The sequence below is a fragment of the Saccharopolyspora dendranthemae genome, from assembly GCF_007829955.1.
Lineage (GTDB): Bacteria > Actinomycetota > Actinomycetes > Mycobacteriales > Pseudonocardiaceae > Saccharopolyspora > Saccharopolyspora dendranthemae.
On record NZ_VIWX01000005.1, the window covers coordinates 1 to 14,310 of the forward strand.

At 70.1% G+C, this 14,310-nt stretch carries 15 protein-coding genes and 1 pseudogene; 10 read left to right on the forward strand and 6 right to left on the reverse strand.

Annotated elements, in window-relative coordinates; genetic code table 11:
* The 3 genes and pseudogenes from FHU35_RS21650 to FHU35_RS21660 form a co-directional block, all read left to right on the forward strand.
* On the forward strand, positions 1–896 hold an 896-nt coding region (locus FHU35_RS21650), incomplete at its 5' end, for a pyridoxal-phosphate dependent enzyme (RefSeq protein WP_145742727.1).
* A gap of 98 nt (positions 897–994) precedes the next feature.
* Positions 995–2,110: an MFS transporter gene (locus FHU35_RS21655; protein WP_145742729.1), complete on the forward strand. Its 1,116-nt coding sequence runs from the start codon at positions 995–997 to the stop codon at positions 2,108–2,110.
* Positions 2,111–2,215: 105 nt separating this feature from the next.
* Positions 2,216–3,356 (forward strand): annotated as a pseudogene (locus FHU35_RS21660) (cystathionine gamma-synthase).
* 141 nt (positions 3,357–3,497) lie between these two features.
* Here FHU35_RS21660 and FHU35_RS21665 read toward each other — a convergent pair.
* Entirely contained in the window at positions 3,498–3,743 is a 246-nt protein-coding gene (locus FHU35_RS21665; RefSeq protein ID WP_145742731.1) for a hypothetical protein, read from the reverse strand.
* Between the two features lie 116 nt (positions 3,744–3,859).
* Here FHU35_RS21665 and ilvA point away from each other — a divergent pair, with 116 nt between their 5' ends.
* A complete protein-coding gene (ilvA, locus tag FHU35_RS21670) occupies positions 3,860–5,071 on the forward strand; it encodes a threonine ammonia-lyase (protein WP_145742733.1) in 1,212 nt (403 codons plus the stop codon).
* Positions 5,072–5,086: 15 nt separating this feature from the next.
* A complete protein-coding gene (locus FHU35_RS21675; protein ID WP_145742736.1) occupies positions 5,087–5,614 on the forward strand; it encodes an Lrp/AsnC family transcriptional regulator in 528 nt (175 codons plus the stop codon).
* A 133-nt stretch (positions 5,615–5,747) separates the two neighbouring features.
* On the opposite strand, the gene greA is transcribed toward FHU35_RS21675, so the two are convergent.
* Both greA and FHU35_RS21685 read right to left on the reverse strand, forming a co-directional pair.
* Positions 5,748–6,236 carry a transcription elongation factor GreA gene (gene greA, locus FHU35_RS21680; protein WP_186459549.1) on the reverse strand — a complete coding sequence of 163 codons (489 nt, stop codon included), beginning with the start codon at positions 6,234–6,236 and terminating at the stop codon, positions 5,748–5,750.
* Between the two features lie 192 nt (positions 6,237–6,428).
* A complete protein-coding gene (locus FHU35_RS21685; RefSeq protein ID WP_186459550.1) occupies positions 6,429–6,869 on the reverse strand; it encodes a DUF4307 domain-containing protein in 441 nt (146 codons plus the stop codon).
* Between the two features lie 203 nt (positions 6,870–7,072).
* Here FHU35_RS21685 and mca point away from each other — a divergent pair, with 203 nt between their 5' ends.
* From mca to FHU35_RS21700, 3 genes are all read left to right on the forward strand, one after another.
* Complete coding sequence (gene mca, locus FHU35_RS21690; protein WP_145742742.1) at positions 7,073–7,957, forward strand: mycothiol conjugate amidase Mca; 885 nt, start codon at positions 7,073–7,075, stop codon at positions 7,955–7,957.
* Entirely contained in the window at positions 7,954–8,280 is a 327-nt protein-coding gene (locus FHU35_RS21695) for a hypothetical protein (protein WP_145742744.1), read from the forward strand. The genes mca and FHU35_RS21695 overlap by 4 nt, the downstream gene beginning before the upstream one ends.
* Before the next feature lie 106 nt (positions 8,281–8,386).
* Positions 8,387–10,399, forward strand: coding sequence for a thioredoxin domain-containing protein (locus FHU35_RS21700; RefSeq protein WP_186459551.1), 2,013 nt, complete (start codon positions 8,387–8,389; stop codon positions 10,397–10,399).
* Here FHU35_RS21700 and trhA read toward each other — a convergent pair.
* Positions 10,390–11,067, reverse strand: coding sequence for a PAQR family membrane homeostasis protein TrhA (gene trhA, locus FHU35_RS21705; protein ID WP_281290256.1), 678 nt, complete (start codon positions 11,065–11,067; stop codon positions 10,390–10,392). The two genes, FHU35_RS21700 and trhA, sit on opposite strands and share 10 nt — an antisense overlap.
* 142 nt (positions 11,068–11,209) lie before the next feature.
* Here trhA and FHU35_RS21710 point away from each other — a divergent pair, with 142 nt between their 5' ends.
* Positions 11,210–11,986, forward strand: a complete 777-nt coding sequence (locus FHU35_RS21710; protein WP_145742746.1) for an isoprenyl transferase — start codon at positions 11,210–11,212, stop codon at positions 11,984–11,986.
* A gap of 62 nt (positions 11,987–12,048) precedes the next feature.
* Here the strand turns inward: FHU35_RS21710 and FHU35_RS21715 are convergent, their stop codons facing one another.
* Positions 12,049–12,294 carry a hypothetical protein gene (locus FHU35_RS21715; RefSeq protein ID WP_186459552.1) on the reverse strand — a complete coding sequence of 82 codons (246 nt, stop codon included), beginning with the start codon at positions 12,292–12,294 and terminating at the stop codon, positions 12,049–12,051.
* A gap of 252 nt (positions 12,295–12,546) precedes the next feature.
* A complete protein-coding gene (locus tag FHU35_RS21720; RefSeq protein ID WP_145742748.1) occupies positions 12,547–12,792 on the reverse strand; it encodes a hypothetical protein in 246 nt (81 codons plus the stop codon).
* Between the two features lie 263 nt (positions 12,793–13,055).
* Here FHU35_RS21720 and FHU35_RS21725 point away from each other — a divergent pair, with 263 nt between their 5' ends.
* Positions 13,056–14,270 carry a DUF885 family protein gene (locus FHU35_RS21725; protein WP_145742750.1) on the forward strand — a complete coding sequence of 405 codons (1,215 nt, stop codon included), beginning with the start codon at positions 13,056–13,058 and terminating at the stop codon, positions 14,268–14,270.
* Positions 14,271–14,310: the final 40 nt, after the last annotated feature.

The following is a 14,310-nucleotide window of genomic DNA, read 5'->3' on the forward strand; positions in this document are numbered from 1 at the left end:
ACTCCACGGGCCCGGAGATCTGGGAGCAGACCGAGGGCAAGGTGACGCACTTCGTCGCAGGCATCGGCACCGGCGGCACGATCTCCGGCACCGGCGAGTACCTGAAGAAGGTTTCCGGCGGCAAGGTCAAGATCGTCGGGGCGGACCCGGAGGGATCCGTCTACTCCGGCGGTCACGGCCGTCCCTACCTGGTGGAGGGCGTCGGCGAGGACTTCTGGCCGACCACCTACGACCAGGGCGTCTGCGACGAGATCGTGCCGGTCACCGACGCCGAGTCCTTCGAGATGACCCGGCGCCTCGCCAACGAGGAGGCGCTGCTGGTCGGCGGTTCCTGCGGCATGGCCGTCGCCGCGGCGCTCAAGATCGCCGAGAAGGCGAGCCCGGACGACGTGATCGTGGTGCTGCTGCCCGACGGCGGCCGCGGCTACCTCGGCAAGATCTTCAACGACTCCTGGATGGCCTCCTACGGCTTCCTCTCGCCGGACGTCGGCGGTGGCCGGGTCGGCGACGTGCTGCGCCGCAAGGACGGCACGATCCCCGAGCTGGTGCACACGCACCCCAGCGAGACCGTGGCGGAAGCCGTGGCGATCCTGCGCGAGTTCGGCGTCTCCCAGATGCCGGTCGTGCGCGCGGAGCCGCCGATCATGGCGGCGGAGATCGCGGGCGCGGTCAACGAGCGCGACCTGCTGGACGCGCTGTTCGCGGGCCGGGCGCACCTCGCCGACACCGTCGAGCAGCACATGTCCCCGCCGCTGCCGACCATCGGTGCAGGTGAGGAGATCAGCTCGGCGATGTCGGCGCTGACCGGCGCGGACGGCGCGATGGTGCTCATCGACGGCAAGCCGGCCGGAGTCGTGACCCGCCAGGATGTGCTCGGATTCATCGCCGGTCGATGACGAGTTGATGTGGAAACGGCACTGCGCTCAGACCTGATCAGATAGCGTGGTGCCGAAGTATGCCCAGGACTTTGGACGCCGCAAGGGAGTAGTACCCGATGAGCTCTCCGCAGCCGCCGGACGGCGGTCAGCAGGGTTCGGACCCGATTTCGAACCGGATGGACCCCCAGGACGAGAACCAGGCTGGCGGTGACTCGACCCAGGTCGTGCGTCCTGTCCAGTCGCAGGGGCAGCAGCAGCCGCAGTCCGAGGCGACGCAGGTCGTCCGGCCCACGGGCCAGCCGCAGCAGGGCGGCGACTCCACCCAGGTGGTGCCGCCGTCGATGCAGCCTCCGCAGCCGATGTACCAGCAGCCGGGCCAGGGCGGCCAGCAGCAGGGCGGCGCGGACGCGACGGCGATGGTGCCGCCGTCCATGCAGCCCCCGCAGCCGATGTACCAGCAGCCGGGCACGCAGAGCCAGCCCGGCGGCTTCCCGTCGCAGCCGCAGCAGCAGGGCACTCCCGGCGGAGGCTTCCCGGCTCCGCAGGCCCAGGGCGGCTTCCCGCCCCCGCAGGCCGGCTTCCCGGGTCAGGGCCAGTCCGGACCGGGGCAGGGCGGTGTGTCGACCCTGCCGATCGCGCAGTGGGTGACGATCGGTCTCGCGGCTCTGGGGCTCATCGGCTCGATCATCAGCGGCATCATGACCATGTCCTACTTCCCGGGCGTCGGGATCGCCACGATCTTGGTCTCGCTCCTGTTCTGCGGTGGGTGGATCTTCGCCGCTTACTCGGGTGGGCAGGGCAAGCAGTGGGGACGGATTCTCGTCACCGTCTTCGCGGGCTTGGGGGTCCTCGGTGGCCTGATCAACATCGCCATCAGCCCGCTCGCCGGAATCCTCGGCCTGCTGGTCGGTGCGGCGATCCTGGTGCTGTGGTGGTTGCCGTCGACCACCGCCGCGATGAACGCTCTCGCCGGCGCCCCCGCTCCGCAGGCCGCTGGTGGGTACGGCCCGCCGCAGGGCGGCTTCGGCCAGCAGCAGCCGCCGCAGCAGTTCGGCCAGCCCGCCCCGCCGCAGCAGTTCGGCCAGCAGCCCCCGCAGGGCTACGGTCAGCCGCCGCAGCAGGGCTTCGGCCAGCAGCAGCCCCCGCAGGGCTACCCGCAGTCCGGTGGCTTCCCGCAGCAGGGCGGCTACCCGCAGCAGCCGGGTCAGCCGCCGCAGCCGCCGCAGTGGTGAGCTGACGCGAAGCACCCGAAGTGCTCCCGGCCTGACCAGGTCGGGAGCACTTCGCTTTTCGGGCCCGGATCACCGGATCGCCCCAGGAGTAATACGCTGCTCCACATGAGTGACGGCTTCGCCACCCGCGCGATTCACGCGGGACAGGAGGCAGACCCGACGACCGGTTCGGTGATCGTGCCCATCCACGCCACCTCGACCTACGCGCAGGACGGCGTCGGCGGGATGCGCTCCGGATACGAGTACTCCCGGACCGGCAACCCGACCCGGACCGCGCTGGAGCGCTGCCTGGCCGAGCTGGAGAACGGCAGGCACGCGCGTGCCTACGCCTCCGGCATGGCGGCCACCGACGCCGTGCTGCGCTCCGAGCTGCGCCCGGGCGATCACCTGGTGATCCCGGATGACGCCTACGGCGGCACCTTCCGGCTGATCGACAAGGTGCTCACCGGCTGGGGCATCACCTACACGCCCGCCCCGGTGTCCGATGTCGACGCGGTGCGCGCGGCGATCCAGGACAACACCAAGCTGGTCTGGGTGGAGACGCCCACCAACCCGCTGCTCAACATCGGTGACATCGCCTCGCTGGCGCAGGTCTCCGCCGACGCGGGCGTGAAGTTCGTCGTCGACAACACCTTCGCCTCGCCGTTCCTGCAGCAGCCGCTGGAGCTCGGCGCGACCGCGGTGGTCCACTCGACCACCAAGTACCTCGGCGGGCACTCCGACGTGGTCGGCGGCGCCGTGGTCACCTCCGACGACGCGCTCGCCGAGCAGCCTGGCGTTCCTGCAGAACGGCGCGGGCGCGGTGCCCGGCCCGTTCGACGCGTTCCTGACGATGCGCGGGCTTAAGACCCTCGCGGTGCGCATGGAGCGCCACAGCGCGAACGCCGAGCGGATCGTCGCGGCGCTCAGCGGGCACCCCAAGGTCGCGAAGGTCCTCTACCCGGGTCTGCCGGACCACCCGGGGCACGAGGTCGCCGCCAAGCAGATGAAGCACTTCGGCGGGATGATCTCGTTCCTCCACGCCGACGGCGAGCAGGCCGCGCTGGACGTCTGCGCCCGCACGCGGCTGTTCACCCTCGCCGAGTCCCTGGGCGGCGTCGAGTCGCTCATCGAGCACCCGGGCAAGATGACGCACGCCAGCACCGCGGGTTCGATGCTGCAGGTCCCCTCGGACCTGGTCCGCCTGTCGGTCGGGATCGAAGAGGCCGACGACCTCGTCGAGGACCTCCTGGCCGCTCTCGGCTGAGCACGGGCAAGAAGGCGGTCGCGCAAGGGCACGACCTGGGCCGTTCCCAGTTTTAGTCCAAACTGAGCCGACATTTCGGACATGATCATGGCTCGGTTTGGACTAAAACTGGGAGCTGGCGACCCGGCGCGGCCGCCCACCTCACCTGGCCAGGAACGGGTCCGCGCCGTCCGGAGCGGGGGACTCGACGGGCTCGCGCGGGGTGACCGGGAGGTCGCTGGGCTGCAGGCAGCCGCCGATGAGCTCCACGACGCCGTCGTGCTCGTGGTAGGTGCCCGGGTCGTCACAGCCGGAGCCGAGCACCACCAGGACCGCCGCACCGGAGAGCGCCGCCGCCGTGACCATGCCTGCCAGGAGCGGCAGCACACCGCTGCTCGGCTGCGCCATGATTCCCTCCCAGCAGTGCCTCGACCAGCGCTTCGCGCTCGGTGACCGGTCCGTCCACTGAGCGTACCGAACCTGGCGCGCTAGTACCGGTAGATCAGCGGTGGCACGATTGCCGCATGCAGCTCGTCGACCTGGAACGAATTCGCGAAGCGGACGCCCTGCTCGCCAAGGTGGCCCGGCGGACACCGATGGAGCACTCCCGGATGCTCGGTGAGCACACCGGCGGCGAAGTTCACCTCAAGTGCGAGAACCTCCAGCGCACCGGCTCCTTCAAGCTGCGCGGGGCCTACGTGCGGTTGCTCGGGCTCTCCGCCGAGCGCCGCGCCGCCGGTGTGGTGGCCGCCAGCGCGGGCAACCACGCGCAGGGCGTCGCCCTCGCGGCGCAGCTGCTGGGCATCCCCGCCACCGTCTACATGCCCGAACAGGTCCCGCTGCCGAAGCTCGCCGCGACCAAGGCCTACGGAGCCCAGGTGACGCTGCACGGCGCGGTGCTCGCCGAAACCCTCGCCGCGGCCAGGGAGCACGCTGAACGTACCCGTGCGGAGTTCATCCACCCCTTCGACCACCCGGACATCGTCGCCGGTCAAGGGACTGTCGGGCTCGAGATCCTGGAGCAGCTGCCCGAGGTGCGCACCATCCTCGTGCCGACCGGCGGGGGAGGGCTGGTCGCGGGCGTGGCGGCCGCGGTGAAGGCCACGCGCCCCGACGTGAAGGTGCTGGCCGTCCAGGCGGAGCGCGCCGCCGCGTGGCCGGTGTCGCTGGCCGCCGGGAAGCCCGTTCCGATCAGCGACACCCAGACGATGGCCGACGGGATCGCCGTCGGGGAACCGGGAGCGGTGACCTTCGCGCACGTCTCGGACCTGGCGGACGGGGTCCTCACGGTCAGCGAGGAGTCGTTGTCGCGGGCCCTGCTGCTGTGCCTGGAGCGGGCGAAGCTCGTCGTCGAGCCGGCCGGGGTCGCTGCCGTGGCCGCACTGCTGGAACACCCCGAGCAGGTCGTCTCGCCGACCGCCGCGGTGGTGTCGGGCGGCAACATCGACCCGCTGCTGATGCTCCAGCTGATCCAGCACGGCATGACCTCGGCCGGCCGGTACCTGTCGCTGCGGGTCCGGTTGCCCGACCGGCCCGGCTCGCTCGCCGCGATGCTGGCCAAGCTCGGTGAGCTCAACGCCAACGTCATCGACATCGAGCACTCCCGGATCTCCGGCGCGCTCGCCCTCGGGGAGGTCGACGTCGAGGTCTCGCTGGAGACCAGGGGTCAGGAGCACCGCGAGTACGTCGTGACCCAGCTCGAAGACGCCGGTTACACGATCCTCGCCCGCCGCTGAGCAAGGAGTTCCCCCGTGACTGCGACCAACGGTCCCGACGAGCTGGACGCCCGGCTGCTGCTCCTGCTCTCCGACGAGCCTCGGCTGGGCGTGCTGGAGTGCTCCCGCCGGCTCGGCGTCGCCCGCGGCACCGTGCAGGCCAGGCTGGACCGGCTCGTCCAGCGCGGTGTCCTGCAGGGGTTCCCGCCGGAGCTGGACCTGGCCGCGATGGGGTACGGGCTCACCGCGTTCGCGGTGCTGGAGATCGCGCAGGGCCACCGCGGAGTCGTCGCCGACACGCTGGCCGCGATCGACGAGGTGTGCGAGGTGCACGCGACCACCGGCCAGGGCGACCTGTTCGTGCGCATGGTCGCCCGGTCCAACGACGACCTGCAGCGCGTGATCGACGAGGTGGTCGGAGTTCCCGGCGTGCGGCGCACCTCGACGTCGATCGCGCTGTCCACTCCGGTCCCGCCGAGAGTGCGTCCGCTGCTGCGCCGACTTTCCGGGGAAAAGCGAGCGGGCGTCCCGGAATCCGGAACGCCCGCGGACCGAGCGGATTAGCCCGGTATCGATTCTTAATTGCGGTGAAACCGCATCAAGGTTTCACCGCATATATGCCCTGTGAAGCCAGATCAACAAAGGGACGCGCAGCGACTCGAAGCCGCTGCGCGTCAAAGAAGTGCGCGATGAAAGATCAGCCGTCGAAGGGCTCGGCCTTGACGAGCGTGACCTTCATGTTGCCGCCGTTCGGGAGTTCGTACTCGCGGCTCTCGCCCTCCTCGGCGTCCAGCAGAGCTTTGCCCAGCGGCGAGCTGGGGGAGTAGACCTCGAGGTCGCCGTGGGCGCCCTCTTCACGGTTGGCGAGCAGGAACTGCTCGGTCTCGTCTTCGCCGTCGTAGCGGACGGTCAGCACGGAACCGGGCTTGGCCACGCCGGACTCGGTGGGCACGTCGCCGACCTGGGCGGTGCGCAGCAGTTCCTGCAACTGGCGGATGCGGGACTCGACCTGGCCCTGCTCCTCGCGGGCGGCGTGATACCCGCCGTTCTCGCGCAGGTCGCCTTCCTCGCGGGCTTCGTTGATCTTCGCGGCGATCACCGGGCGGTTGGCCACGAGCTCGTCCAGCTCACCCTTGAGCCGGTCGTAAGCATCCTGGGTCAGCCAGGTCACCTGGGTCTCGCTCACGGTCACCACTCCTCGTCGACTTCTCGACCCGCACTACCCGCGGGTCAAATTGCAATTCCGCCCTTTTCTCGGCCAATGCCAAGTAACGGAAAAACACGGCCCTCAGCGGGGGCCGTGCTGCGCTCGACGATAGCACGAATCAGCACGCAAAGGGGCCGGATTCTCCTCCCGCCCGACGTGCAGCGGGGCGCTTCACCCGGTTGGCCGCGTGTGAGTGGACAAATATTCAGGAACGTTGTAAGTGCAGCCGTACACCTCCCCGATGGTCGCTCGGGCGGATGTACGAAGCACAGTGTCCTGCCGACTCACGCCGTTCGCCGGGTGAACCAGGACCTCGCGCCTGCCGACCTCCTCGCCGGCCTCGGATCGACCTCGCACCACGCAGTCCGCGGGCCGCTGCGGGTCGTCCCGCTGGACCTCGAGGGTGACCCGGACGGAGTGGTCGTCGATCACCTCGAAGGCCACCTGCTTGCCCTCGATGGGCGTGGAACCGAGGTTGCGGTAACCGATGAGCGCGACGCCCGTGAGGGCCAGGGCCACGACCACGAGCAGCACCCAGCGGAGGACGGGACGGGTGTGCGCGCTGCGAGCGCGCGAGCCGTACCGGTCCGGCGGGATCTGCTGCTGCGTCACGGCGGCCTTTCGGCGCGGGCGGTGGATCTGCGGCCGGAACCACAAGGGGCGAGGGCCGGGAAGTCGGTTCCACCGGGAACAATGGAGGACGACATCCACGTTGAGTATCCCTGGAGCGCCCAGCGGGCCGACGGCGGGGCCGTCGAGGACTGGGGGCCTCGCACAGGGCGGATGCTGCTACTAGCGGGAGGAACAAGCGGGCGATGGCGGACAAGCTGCGACTGATGACGGTGCACGCGCACCCGGACGACGAGTCCAGCAAGGGGGCCGCGACCACCGCGCGTTACGTGGCCGAGGGCCACGATGTGATGGTGGTCACCTGCACGGGAGGTGAAGCGGGCAGCATCCTCAACCCGGCGATGGACCGGCCGGAGGTCGTCGAGAACCTGACCGAGGTGCGCCGCGAGGAGATGGCGAACGCGGCCGGGATCCTCGGCGTCGAGCACCGCTGGCTCGGCTACGTCGACTCCGGGCTGCCGGAGGGCGACCCGCTGCCGGCGCTGCCGGAGGGCGTGTTCGCCACGGTCCCGATCGAGGAGTCCACCCGCGAGCTGGTCAAGGTCGTGCGGGAGTTCCGGCCGCACGTCGTGATCACCTACGACGAGAACGGCGGCTATCCGCACCCGGACCACATCCGCTGCCACGAGATCTCCGTCGCGGCCTTCGACGCCGCCGGTGACCCCGACCTCTTCAAGGGCGACGGCGAGCCCTGGCAGCCGCTGAAGCTCTACTACTCGCACGGATTCGCCCGCAAGCGCATGCAGCTGTTCCACGAGTCGCTGCTCGGCGAGGGCAAGGAATCGCCCTACACCGACTGGCTCGAGCGCTGGGACGCGCAGAACCGCCCCGATCCGGACGACCGGGTCACCACGCGCGTGCCGTGCGGGGAATACTTCGAGAAGCGGGACGACGCTTTGCGCGCCCACGCGACCCAGATCGATCCGACGAGCCGCTGGTTCGCGGTCTCGTGCGAGGTCCAGCGCGAGCTGTGGCCGACCGAGGACTACGAGCTGGTGCGTTCGCTGGTCGACACGACGTTGCCGGAGGACGACCTGTTCACCGGCGTGCAGGAGAAGGTGTGCGCATGAGTGCCCAGGAGACCGTCGCACTGGTGCTGGCCCAGACGCCCGGACCGCCGCAGGACCCGGGCGGGCAGGGCGAGGACTTCGGCAAGTCCTCCCCGCTGGGGCTGGTGCTGCTGATCGTGTTCGCCATCTCGGTGGTGCTGCTGGTCCGCTCCATGACCAAGCACCTGAAGAAGCTGCCGGTCGTCTTCGACGAGGACAAGGCCAGCGCGGCCACGCCGGCTCGCGTCAAGCGGGCCGAGGCCGCCGCCGCGAAGGAAGCCGAGGAGACCGGGGAACCGGAGGCCGCCGAGGAGCCGACGGGCTCCAAGGCGAAGACCGAGTAGGACCTGCGCGCGACGGGGCCATCCGGAACACCGGGTGGCCCCGTCGCGCGTTCTCAGGAACACCCTCACCAGTGCGGCGGGATGATCGAAATGGGAAGGTGAGGGCATGGTGAACCGGCTCGCGGACTCGACGAGTCCGTACCTGCTCCAGCACGCGGACAACCCGGTCGACTGGAGGCCGTGGGGCTCCGAAGCGTTCGAGGAGGCGCGCCGCCGGGATGTCCCGGTGCTGCTGTCGATCGGGTACGCCGCCTGCCACTGGTGCCACGTGATGGCGCACGAGTCCTTCGAGGACGACGACACCGCTCGCCTGATGAACGAGCACTTCGTCAACATCAAGGTGGACCGCGAGGAGCGGCCCGACATCGACGCGGTCTACATGGAAGCGACCCAGGCCATGACCGGCCAGGGCGGCTGGCCGATGACCTGCTTCCTCACGCCCGACGGCGAACCGTTCCACTGCGGCACCTACTACCCGGGCTCGCCGATGCCCGGCATGCCGTCGTTCTCGCAGCTGCTCGCCGCCGTCGCGCAGGCGTGGGACGGGCGCGGTGACGAGGTGCGCAAGGCCGCGACCCGCATCGTCGAGCAGCTCAACGAGCAGCGCTCACCGCTGCCGGAGTCGATCCTCGACGACGAGGTGCTCACCGGTGCGGTCGGCCGCCTGCGCGGAGAGGCCGACCGCCAGAACGGTGGTTTCGGCGATGCGCCGAAGTTCCCGCCGTCGATGGTGCTGGAGTTCTTGCTGCGCCACCACGAGCGGACAGGATCGGCCGAAGCGCTCGAACTCGCCGAGCACTGCTGCTCCGCCATGGCGCGCGGCGGCATCTACGACCAGCTGGCGGGTGGTTTCGCGCGGTACAGCGTCGACGCCGCCTGGGTCGTTCCGCACTTCGAGAAGATGCTCTACGACAACGCCCTGCTGCTGCGCGCCTACGCGCACCTGGGCAGGCTCGGTGACGACCTCTCCGCCCGGGTGGCCAGGGAGACCGCGGGGTTCCTGCTCCGCGATCTGCGCACTCCCGAGGGCGGTTTCGCGGCGTCGCTGGACGCCGACACCGACGGCGTCGAGGGCCTGACCTACGTGTGGACCCCCGATCAGCTGCGCGAGGTGCTCGGCGCCGAGGACGGCGACTGGGCGGCGTCGCTGCTGGTCGTGACCCCGGACGGCACCTTCGAGGAGGGCGCCTCGACGCTGCGGCTGCCGCGCGATCCCGACGACCCGGCCCGGTGGGCGAGGGTGCGGGAGAGCCTGCTGGCCGCCAGGGAGCAGCGCTCTCAGCCGGGCAAGGACGACAAGGTCGTCACCGCTTGGAACGGCATGGCCATCACCGCGCTCGTCGAGGCCGCGACCGCGCTGGAGGAACCGTCCTGGGTGGAGGCCGCGGCCGGTGCCGCCGAGCTGCTGCTCTCGACGCACTTCGCAGGCGGGAGGCTGCTGCGGACCTCGCGGGACGGCGTCGCGGGCACGGCGGCGGGAGTGCTGGAGGACTACGCCTGCTTCGCCGACGGTCTCCTGTCGCTGCACCAGGCCACCGCCGACCCGCGCTGGCTGACCACCGCGTGCGAGCTCCTGGACGTCGCGCTCGACCAGTTCACCGACGCCGAGAACCCGGGCGCGTTCTACGACACCGCCTCCGACGGTGAAGCCCTGGTGCGCAGGCCCTCCGACCCCACCGACAACGCGAGCCCGTCCGGCGCAGCGGCCCTGACCTCGGCGCTGCTCACCGCATCGGCTCTGGTCGGCCCGGGTGATACCGGCCGCTACCGCGCCGCCGCGGAGCAGGCGCTCTCCCGGGCGGGTCTGCTCGCCCAGCGCGCACCCCGCTTCGCCGGGCACTGGCTGGCCGTCGCCGAGGCGCGAGCCCAGGGGCCGCTGCAGATCGCGGTCGTGGGAACGGACGAGACCGCCCGAGCGCAACTCCTCGCGGCGGCCCGCAGCAGGGTGCCCGGAGGTGCCGTCGTGGTCGCCTCGACGCCGGAAGCGGCCGGGGTTCCGCTGCTCGCCGACCGACCTCTGGTCGACGGGGAGGCGGCCGCCTACGTCTGCCGCGGCTACGTCTGCGACCGCCCCGTCACGAACTCGGGCGACCTGGTGGAGAACCTGGCTCAGGCGTAGAGGGCGAGCCAGATGGCCACGTGGTGGCAGATCGCCGCCGCCGTGACCGTCGAGTGGAAGAACTCGTGGTACCCGAACGTCTTGGGCCACGGGTCCGGCCAGCGGGTGGCGTAGAAGACCGCGCCCAGCGTGTAGAGGGCGCCGCCCACGATGAGCAGCACCAGGACCGCCACGCCGGCGTTGTTGAGCAGGTCGGGGAGCACGAACACGGCCACCCAGCCCAGCGCGATGTAGACCGGGACTCCGACCCAGCGCGGCGCGTTCGGCCAGGCGAGCTTGAGGATCACGCCGCCGAGCGCGCCCGCCCACACCACGGCGAGCACGACGGCGCCGGTCGTCGGCTGCATCGCGATCATCGCCAGCGGCGTGTAGGTGCCGGCGATGAACAGGAAGATCATCGAGTGGTCGAGCCGGCGCATCCAGGTGCGCGCGCCGACCGAGTTCCAGGTCTTGCGGTGGTAGAGCGCGCTCACGCCGAACAGGCCGAGCACGGTCGCCGAGTAGATCGAGGTGCCCAGCGCGGCTTCACCGGACACCGTCGCTGCGGCCAGCGAGATGAGCGTCGCGCCGGCGGCGAAGAACGCCAGCAACGACCAGAAGTGGATCCAACCGCGCATGCGCGGTTTGGTGATCGCGTGCGGGACTCGGGAAGAGACGGCGTTGGTCACGACTCAAAGGTTACGGGACCGTAGGTTTCCGTCGGCTGTGATGTCCGTTGCTCCGGGGGCGCGTGAGGCGGGATCGGCGCGCCGTGGGGAGGGCGGGCACCGCTCATCGCGGAAAATCGCCGTCCGCGTAGTCTCATCTGGCGTGGCGCTCAAGGTTCGGTTGAAAGAACTCATGTACTCGGTCTACGAGCGACGGCTCAGCCGGAAGCTCGATGGGCTGCAGCATCCCAGGCACGTCGGCGTCATCCTGGACGGCAATCGCAGATGGGCCAAGGAAGCCGGCCTGGACGCTGCGCACGGCCACCGGGCCGGCGCGCTCAAGATCGCGGAAATGCTCAGCTGGTGCGAAGAGGCGCAGGTCGAGGTGGCCACCCTGTGGCTGCTGTCCACCGACAACCTCAACCGCAGCGAAGACGAGCTCAACGCCCTGATGGAGATCATCTCAGGGGTCGTCGACGAGCTCACCGGCCCGGGCAAGTCGTGGCGGGTGCGGATCGTCGGTGCCCTGGACGTGCTGCCCACGGAGACCGCCGCCCGGCTCACGGCCGGGGCGTTGCGGACGAAGGGCCGGGCCGGGATGCAGGTCAACGTCGCGGTCGGCTACGGCGGCAGGCGGGAGATCGCCGACGCGGTCCGCAAACTCCTCCAGCAGCACGCCGAGGCCGGAACGACGATCGAGGAGCTCGCCGAGGTCCTCACGGTCGATCACATCTCCGAGCACCTCTACACCTCGGGTCAGCCGGACCCGGACCTGCTCATCCGCACCTCGGGGGAGCAGCGCCTGTCCGGGTTCATGCTCTGGCAATCGGCGCACTCCGAGTTCTGGTTCACCGAGGCCTACTGGCCGGAGTTCCGCCGGGTCGACTTCCTGCGCGCGCTGCGCGACTACGCCGTCCGGCACCGACGACTGGGTCGCTGACCCCGGACATGCGGAAAGGCCAGGTCGGAGTCGACCTGGCCTTTCCGATGCGATCAGCTCGCTCAGCCAGCGGACGGGTGGTCCACGACCGGGGCGTTGACGCACTCGCTGGCCTGCGGCGACAGGATCGGGACGACCGCGCCGAGCACCGCGACGTTGTTACCGCAGGCCTGCACCGGCAGGACGCTGAGGTTGTTGTCGTTGAGCACGTTCACGCCGTCGTTGTCCGAGCTGTCGGCGTTGGCGACGGGCGCCAGGGCCAGCAGGCCTGCGGCGGCACCGGCGACAATCACTGCCTTCTTCAGCACTTGAGGTCACTCTCCTTTAGGAATTCCGCGGGATTCGGAGTTCACACCAGCGGACTCTGTACAAAGCCCGGATGGGAGACCGAGTGTGGTGTGTTCCGGTCGCAAACTACAGCGAACGCGCCCTTCGCCCAAATTGCGTAACACCATTGTGTGAACGTGAATCAGCAAATCCCTGGTAGGAGTGGAATTTGCGAACGCACGAAAACGGGAGCGCCGGTGGTTCGCGGCGCTCCCGTTCTCGTCGGCGAGGTGTCAGCCCGCGCTCGGGTGATCCACGATCGGCGCGTTGACGCACTCCGAGGAGTTCGGCGAGGCGATCGGGACGACGGCGCCCAGGACGGCAACGTTGTTGCCGCACAGCTGAACCGGAAGGACGCTCACGTTGTTGTCGTTGAGGAGGTTGATGCCGTCGTTGTCCTCGCTGTCGGCGTTGGCGACGGGGGCCAGGGCGAGCAGACCGGCGACGGCACCGGCGACAATCACTGCTTTCTTCAGCACAGCGTTGCTCCTTGATGAGATGAGTTGAGCAAGTGCGTGCTTCTGCCCGGAAGAGTGAATTCCGAAGCGAGTGAAGCACCTGGCTTGAAACGTAACCAGGGGTTGTGGAACGCGACACTCGGATACCACCATTGTGTGTACTGATCTCGCGAAGGCTCATGTACTCGCGAGTATTTGCCGAAAAGGCCCAGCACCTTTTCCGGGGCGGGAATTCAGAGAAATCGGACGATCACCGCGTGTCGGCGGGGGCGTACCGTCCAGGCGTGGACTCGGCGCGGCTGGTGTCTGAATACGTCCGGCTGGGGTTGCGGTTCGACCGCATCCAACCCGGCCTGGTCGACTCCTACGCGGGAACTCCCTCGCTCCGCGTCCGCGTCCGCCACGAACCGCGCCCCGAGCCGCTCCGCCTCGCCGCGCGAGCCCGCGAGCTGCGCGGCGAGCTGGCCGGCTGCGAGCTCGCCGAATTCCGCCGGTTCTTCCTCGACGCTCAGCTGACCGCGCTGGAGGCGACCGGGCTTCGGCTGGGCGGTCGGGGTCTGCCGTTCACCGACGAGGTGCGGGCGTGCTTCCAGGTCGATCCGCAGGTCGGCGACCCGGACGAGTACCGCGACGCCCACCGCGAGCTGGACGAGCTGCTGCCGGGAACGGGAGGGCTCGCCGAGCGGCTGGCCGCGGTCCGGCGCCGCGACGCGCTGCCGCCCGGGATGCTGGAGCCGTGCCTGGCGGCGGTGTCCGCGGCGCTGCGCGGCCGGGTCCGGGCCCGCTTCGGGCTCCCGGTGCAGGAGCAGGTGCGGTACCGGGTGGTCGCCGACCGGCCGTGGAGCGGGTTCAACGAGCACCTCGGCGAATTCCGGTCGCGGGTCTGGGTGAACGCCGACGTCCTCCGCCGCGCCTCGGCGCTGCCCCAGCTGGTCGCGCACGAGGCCTACCCCGGTCACCACACCGAGCGCTGCCGCAAGGCCGCCGGGATCGCCCGCGCCCACCCGGAGCACGCGATCGTCCTGGTCAACACCCCGCAGTGCGTGCTGGCCGAAGGGCTCGCGGACCTGGGGCTGAGCGCGGCGGTCGGGGAGGGGTGGGGAGCGTGGGCGGCGCAGCTCTTCGCCGATCTCGGCATCGCGGTGGACGGCGAGCTCGCCGAACGCGTGCAGGCGGTCCTCGACCGGCTGCTGCCGGTGCGCCAGGACGCGTTGCTGATGCTGCACGCGCAGGGCAGGCCGGAGCAGGACGTGGTCGATCACCTGCGCCGCTGGTTGCTCATGCCGGAGGAACGGGCCGCGCACCTGATCCGCTTCCTGCGCGATCCGCTGTGGCGGGCCTACACCACGACCTACGTGGAGGGACGCCGTCTCCTGCGGGAGTGGTTCTCGTCCGACCCGGAGGGGACATCGAGCACCGATCGTTACCGCCGGTTGCTTGACGAAGCGCTTGTACCAGAGCTCGTTCGCGCCGAGATCGTGGCACGCGCGCACGCCTGAATTTCACCTGAAAAGAGCAGTGGTGATCACCAGGAGTGTT

Bases quoted from the DNA above. Each gene is read 5' to 3' on its own strand.
- FHU35_RS21655 (WP_145742729.1), top strand. From the start codon at position 995: ATGAGCTCTCCGCAGCCGCCGGACGGCGGTCAGCAGGGTTCGGACCCG.
- FHU35_RS21665 (WP_145742731.1), bottom strand. From the start codon at position 3,743: ATGGCGCAGCCGAGCAGCGGTGTGCTGCCGCTCCTGGCAGGCATGGTC.
- ilvA (WP_145742733.1), top strand. From the start codon at position 3,860: ATGCAGCTCGTCGACCTGGAACGAATTCGCGAAGCGGACGCCCTGCTC.
- mca (WP_145742742.1), top strand. From the start codon at position 7,073: ATGGCGGACAAGCTGCGACTGATGACGGTGCACGCGCACCCGGACGAC.
- FHU35_RS21695 (WP_145742744.1), top strand. From the start codon at position 7,954: ATGAGTGCCCAGGAGACCGTCGCACTGGTGCTGGCCCAGACGCCCGGA.
- FHU35_RS21700 (WP_186459551.1), top strand. From the start codon at position 8,387: ATGGTGAACCGGCTCGCGGACTCGACGAGTCCGTACCTGCTCCAGCAC.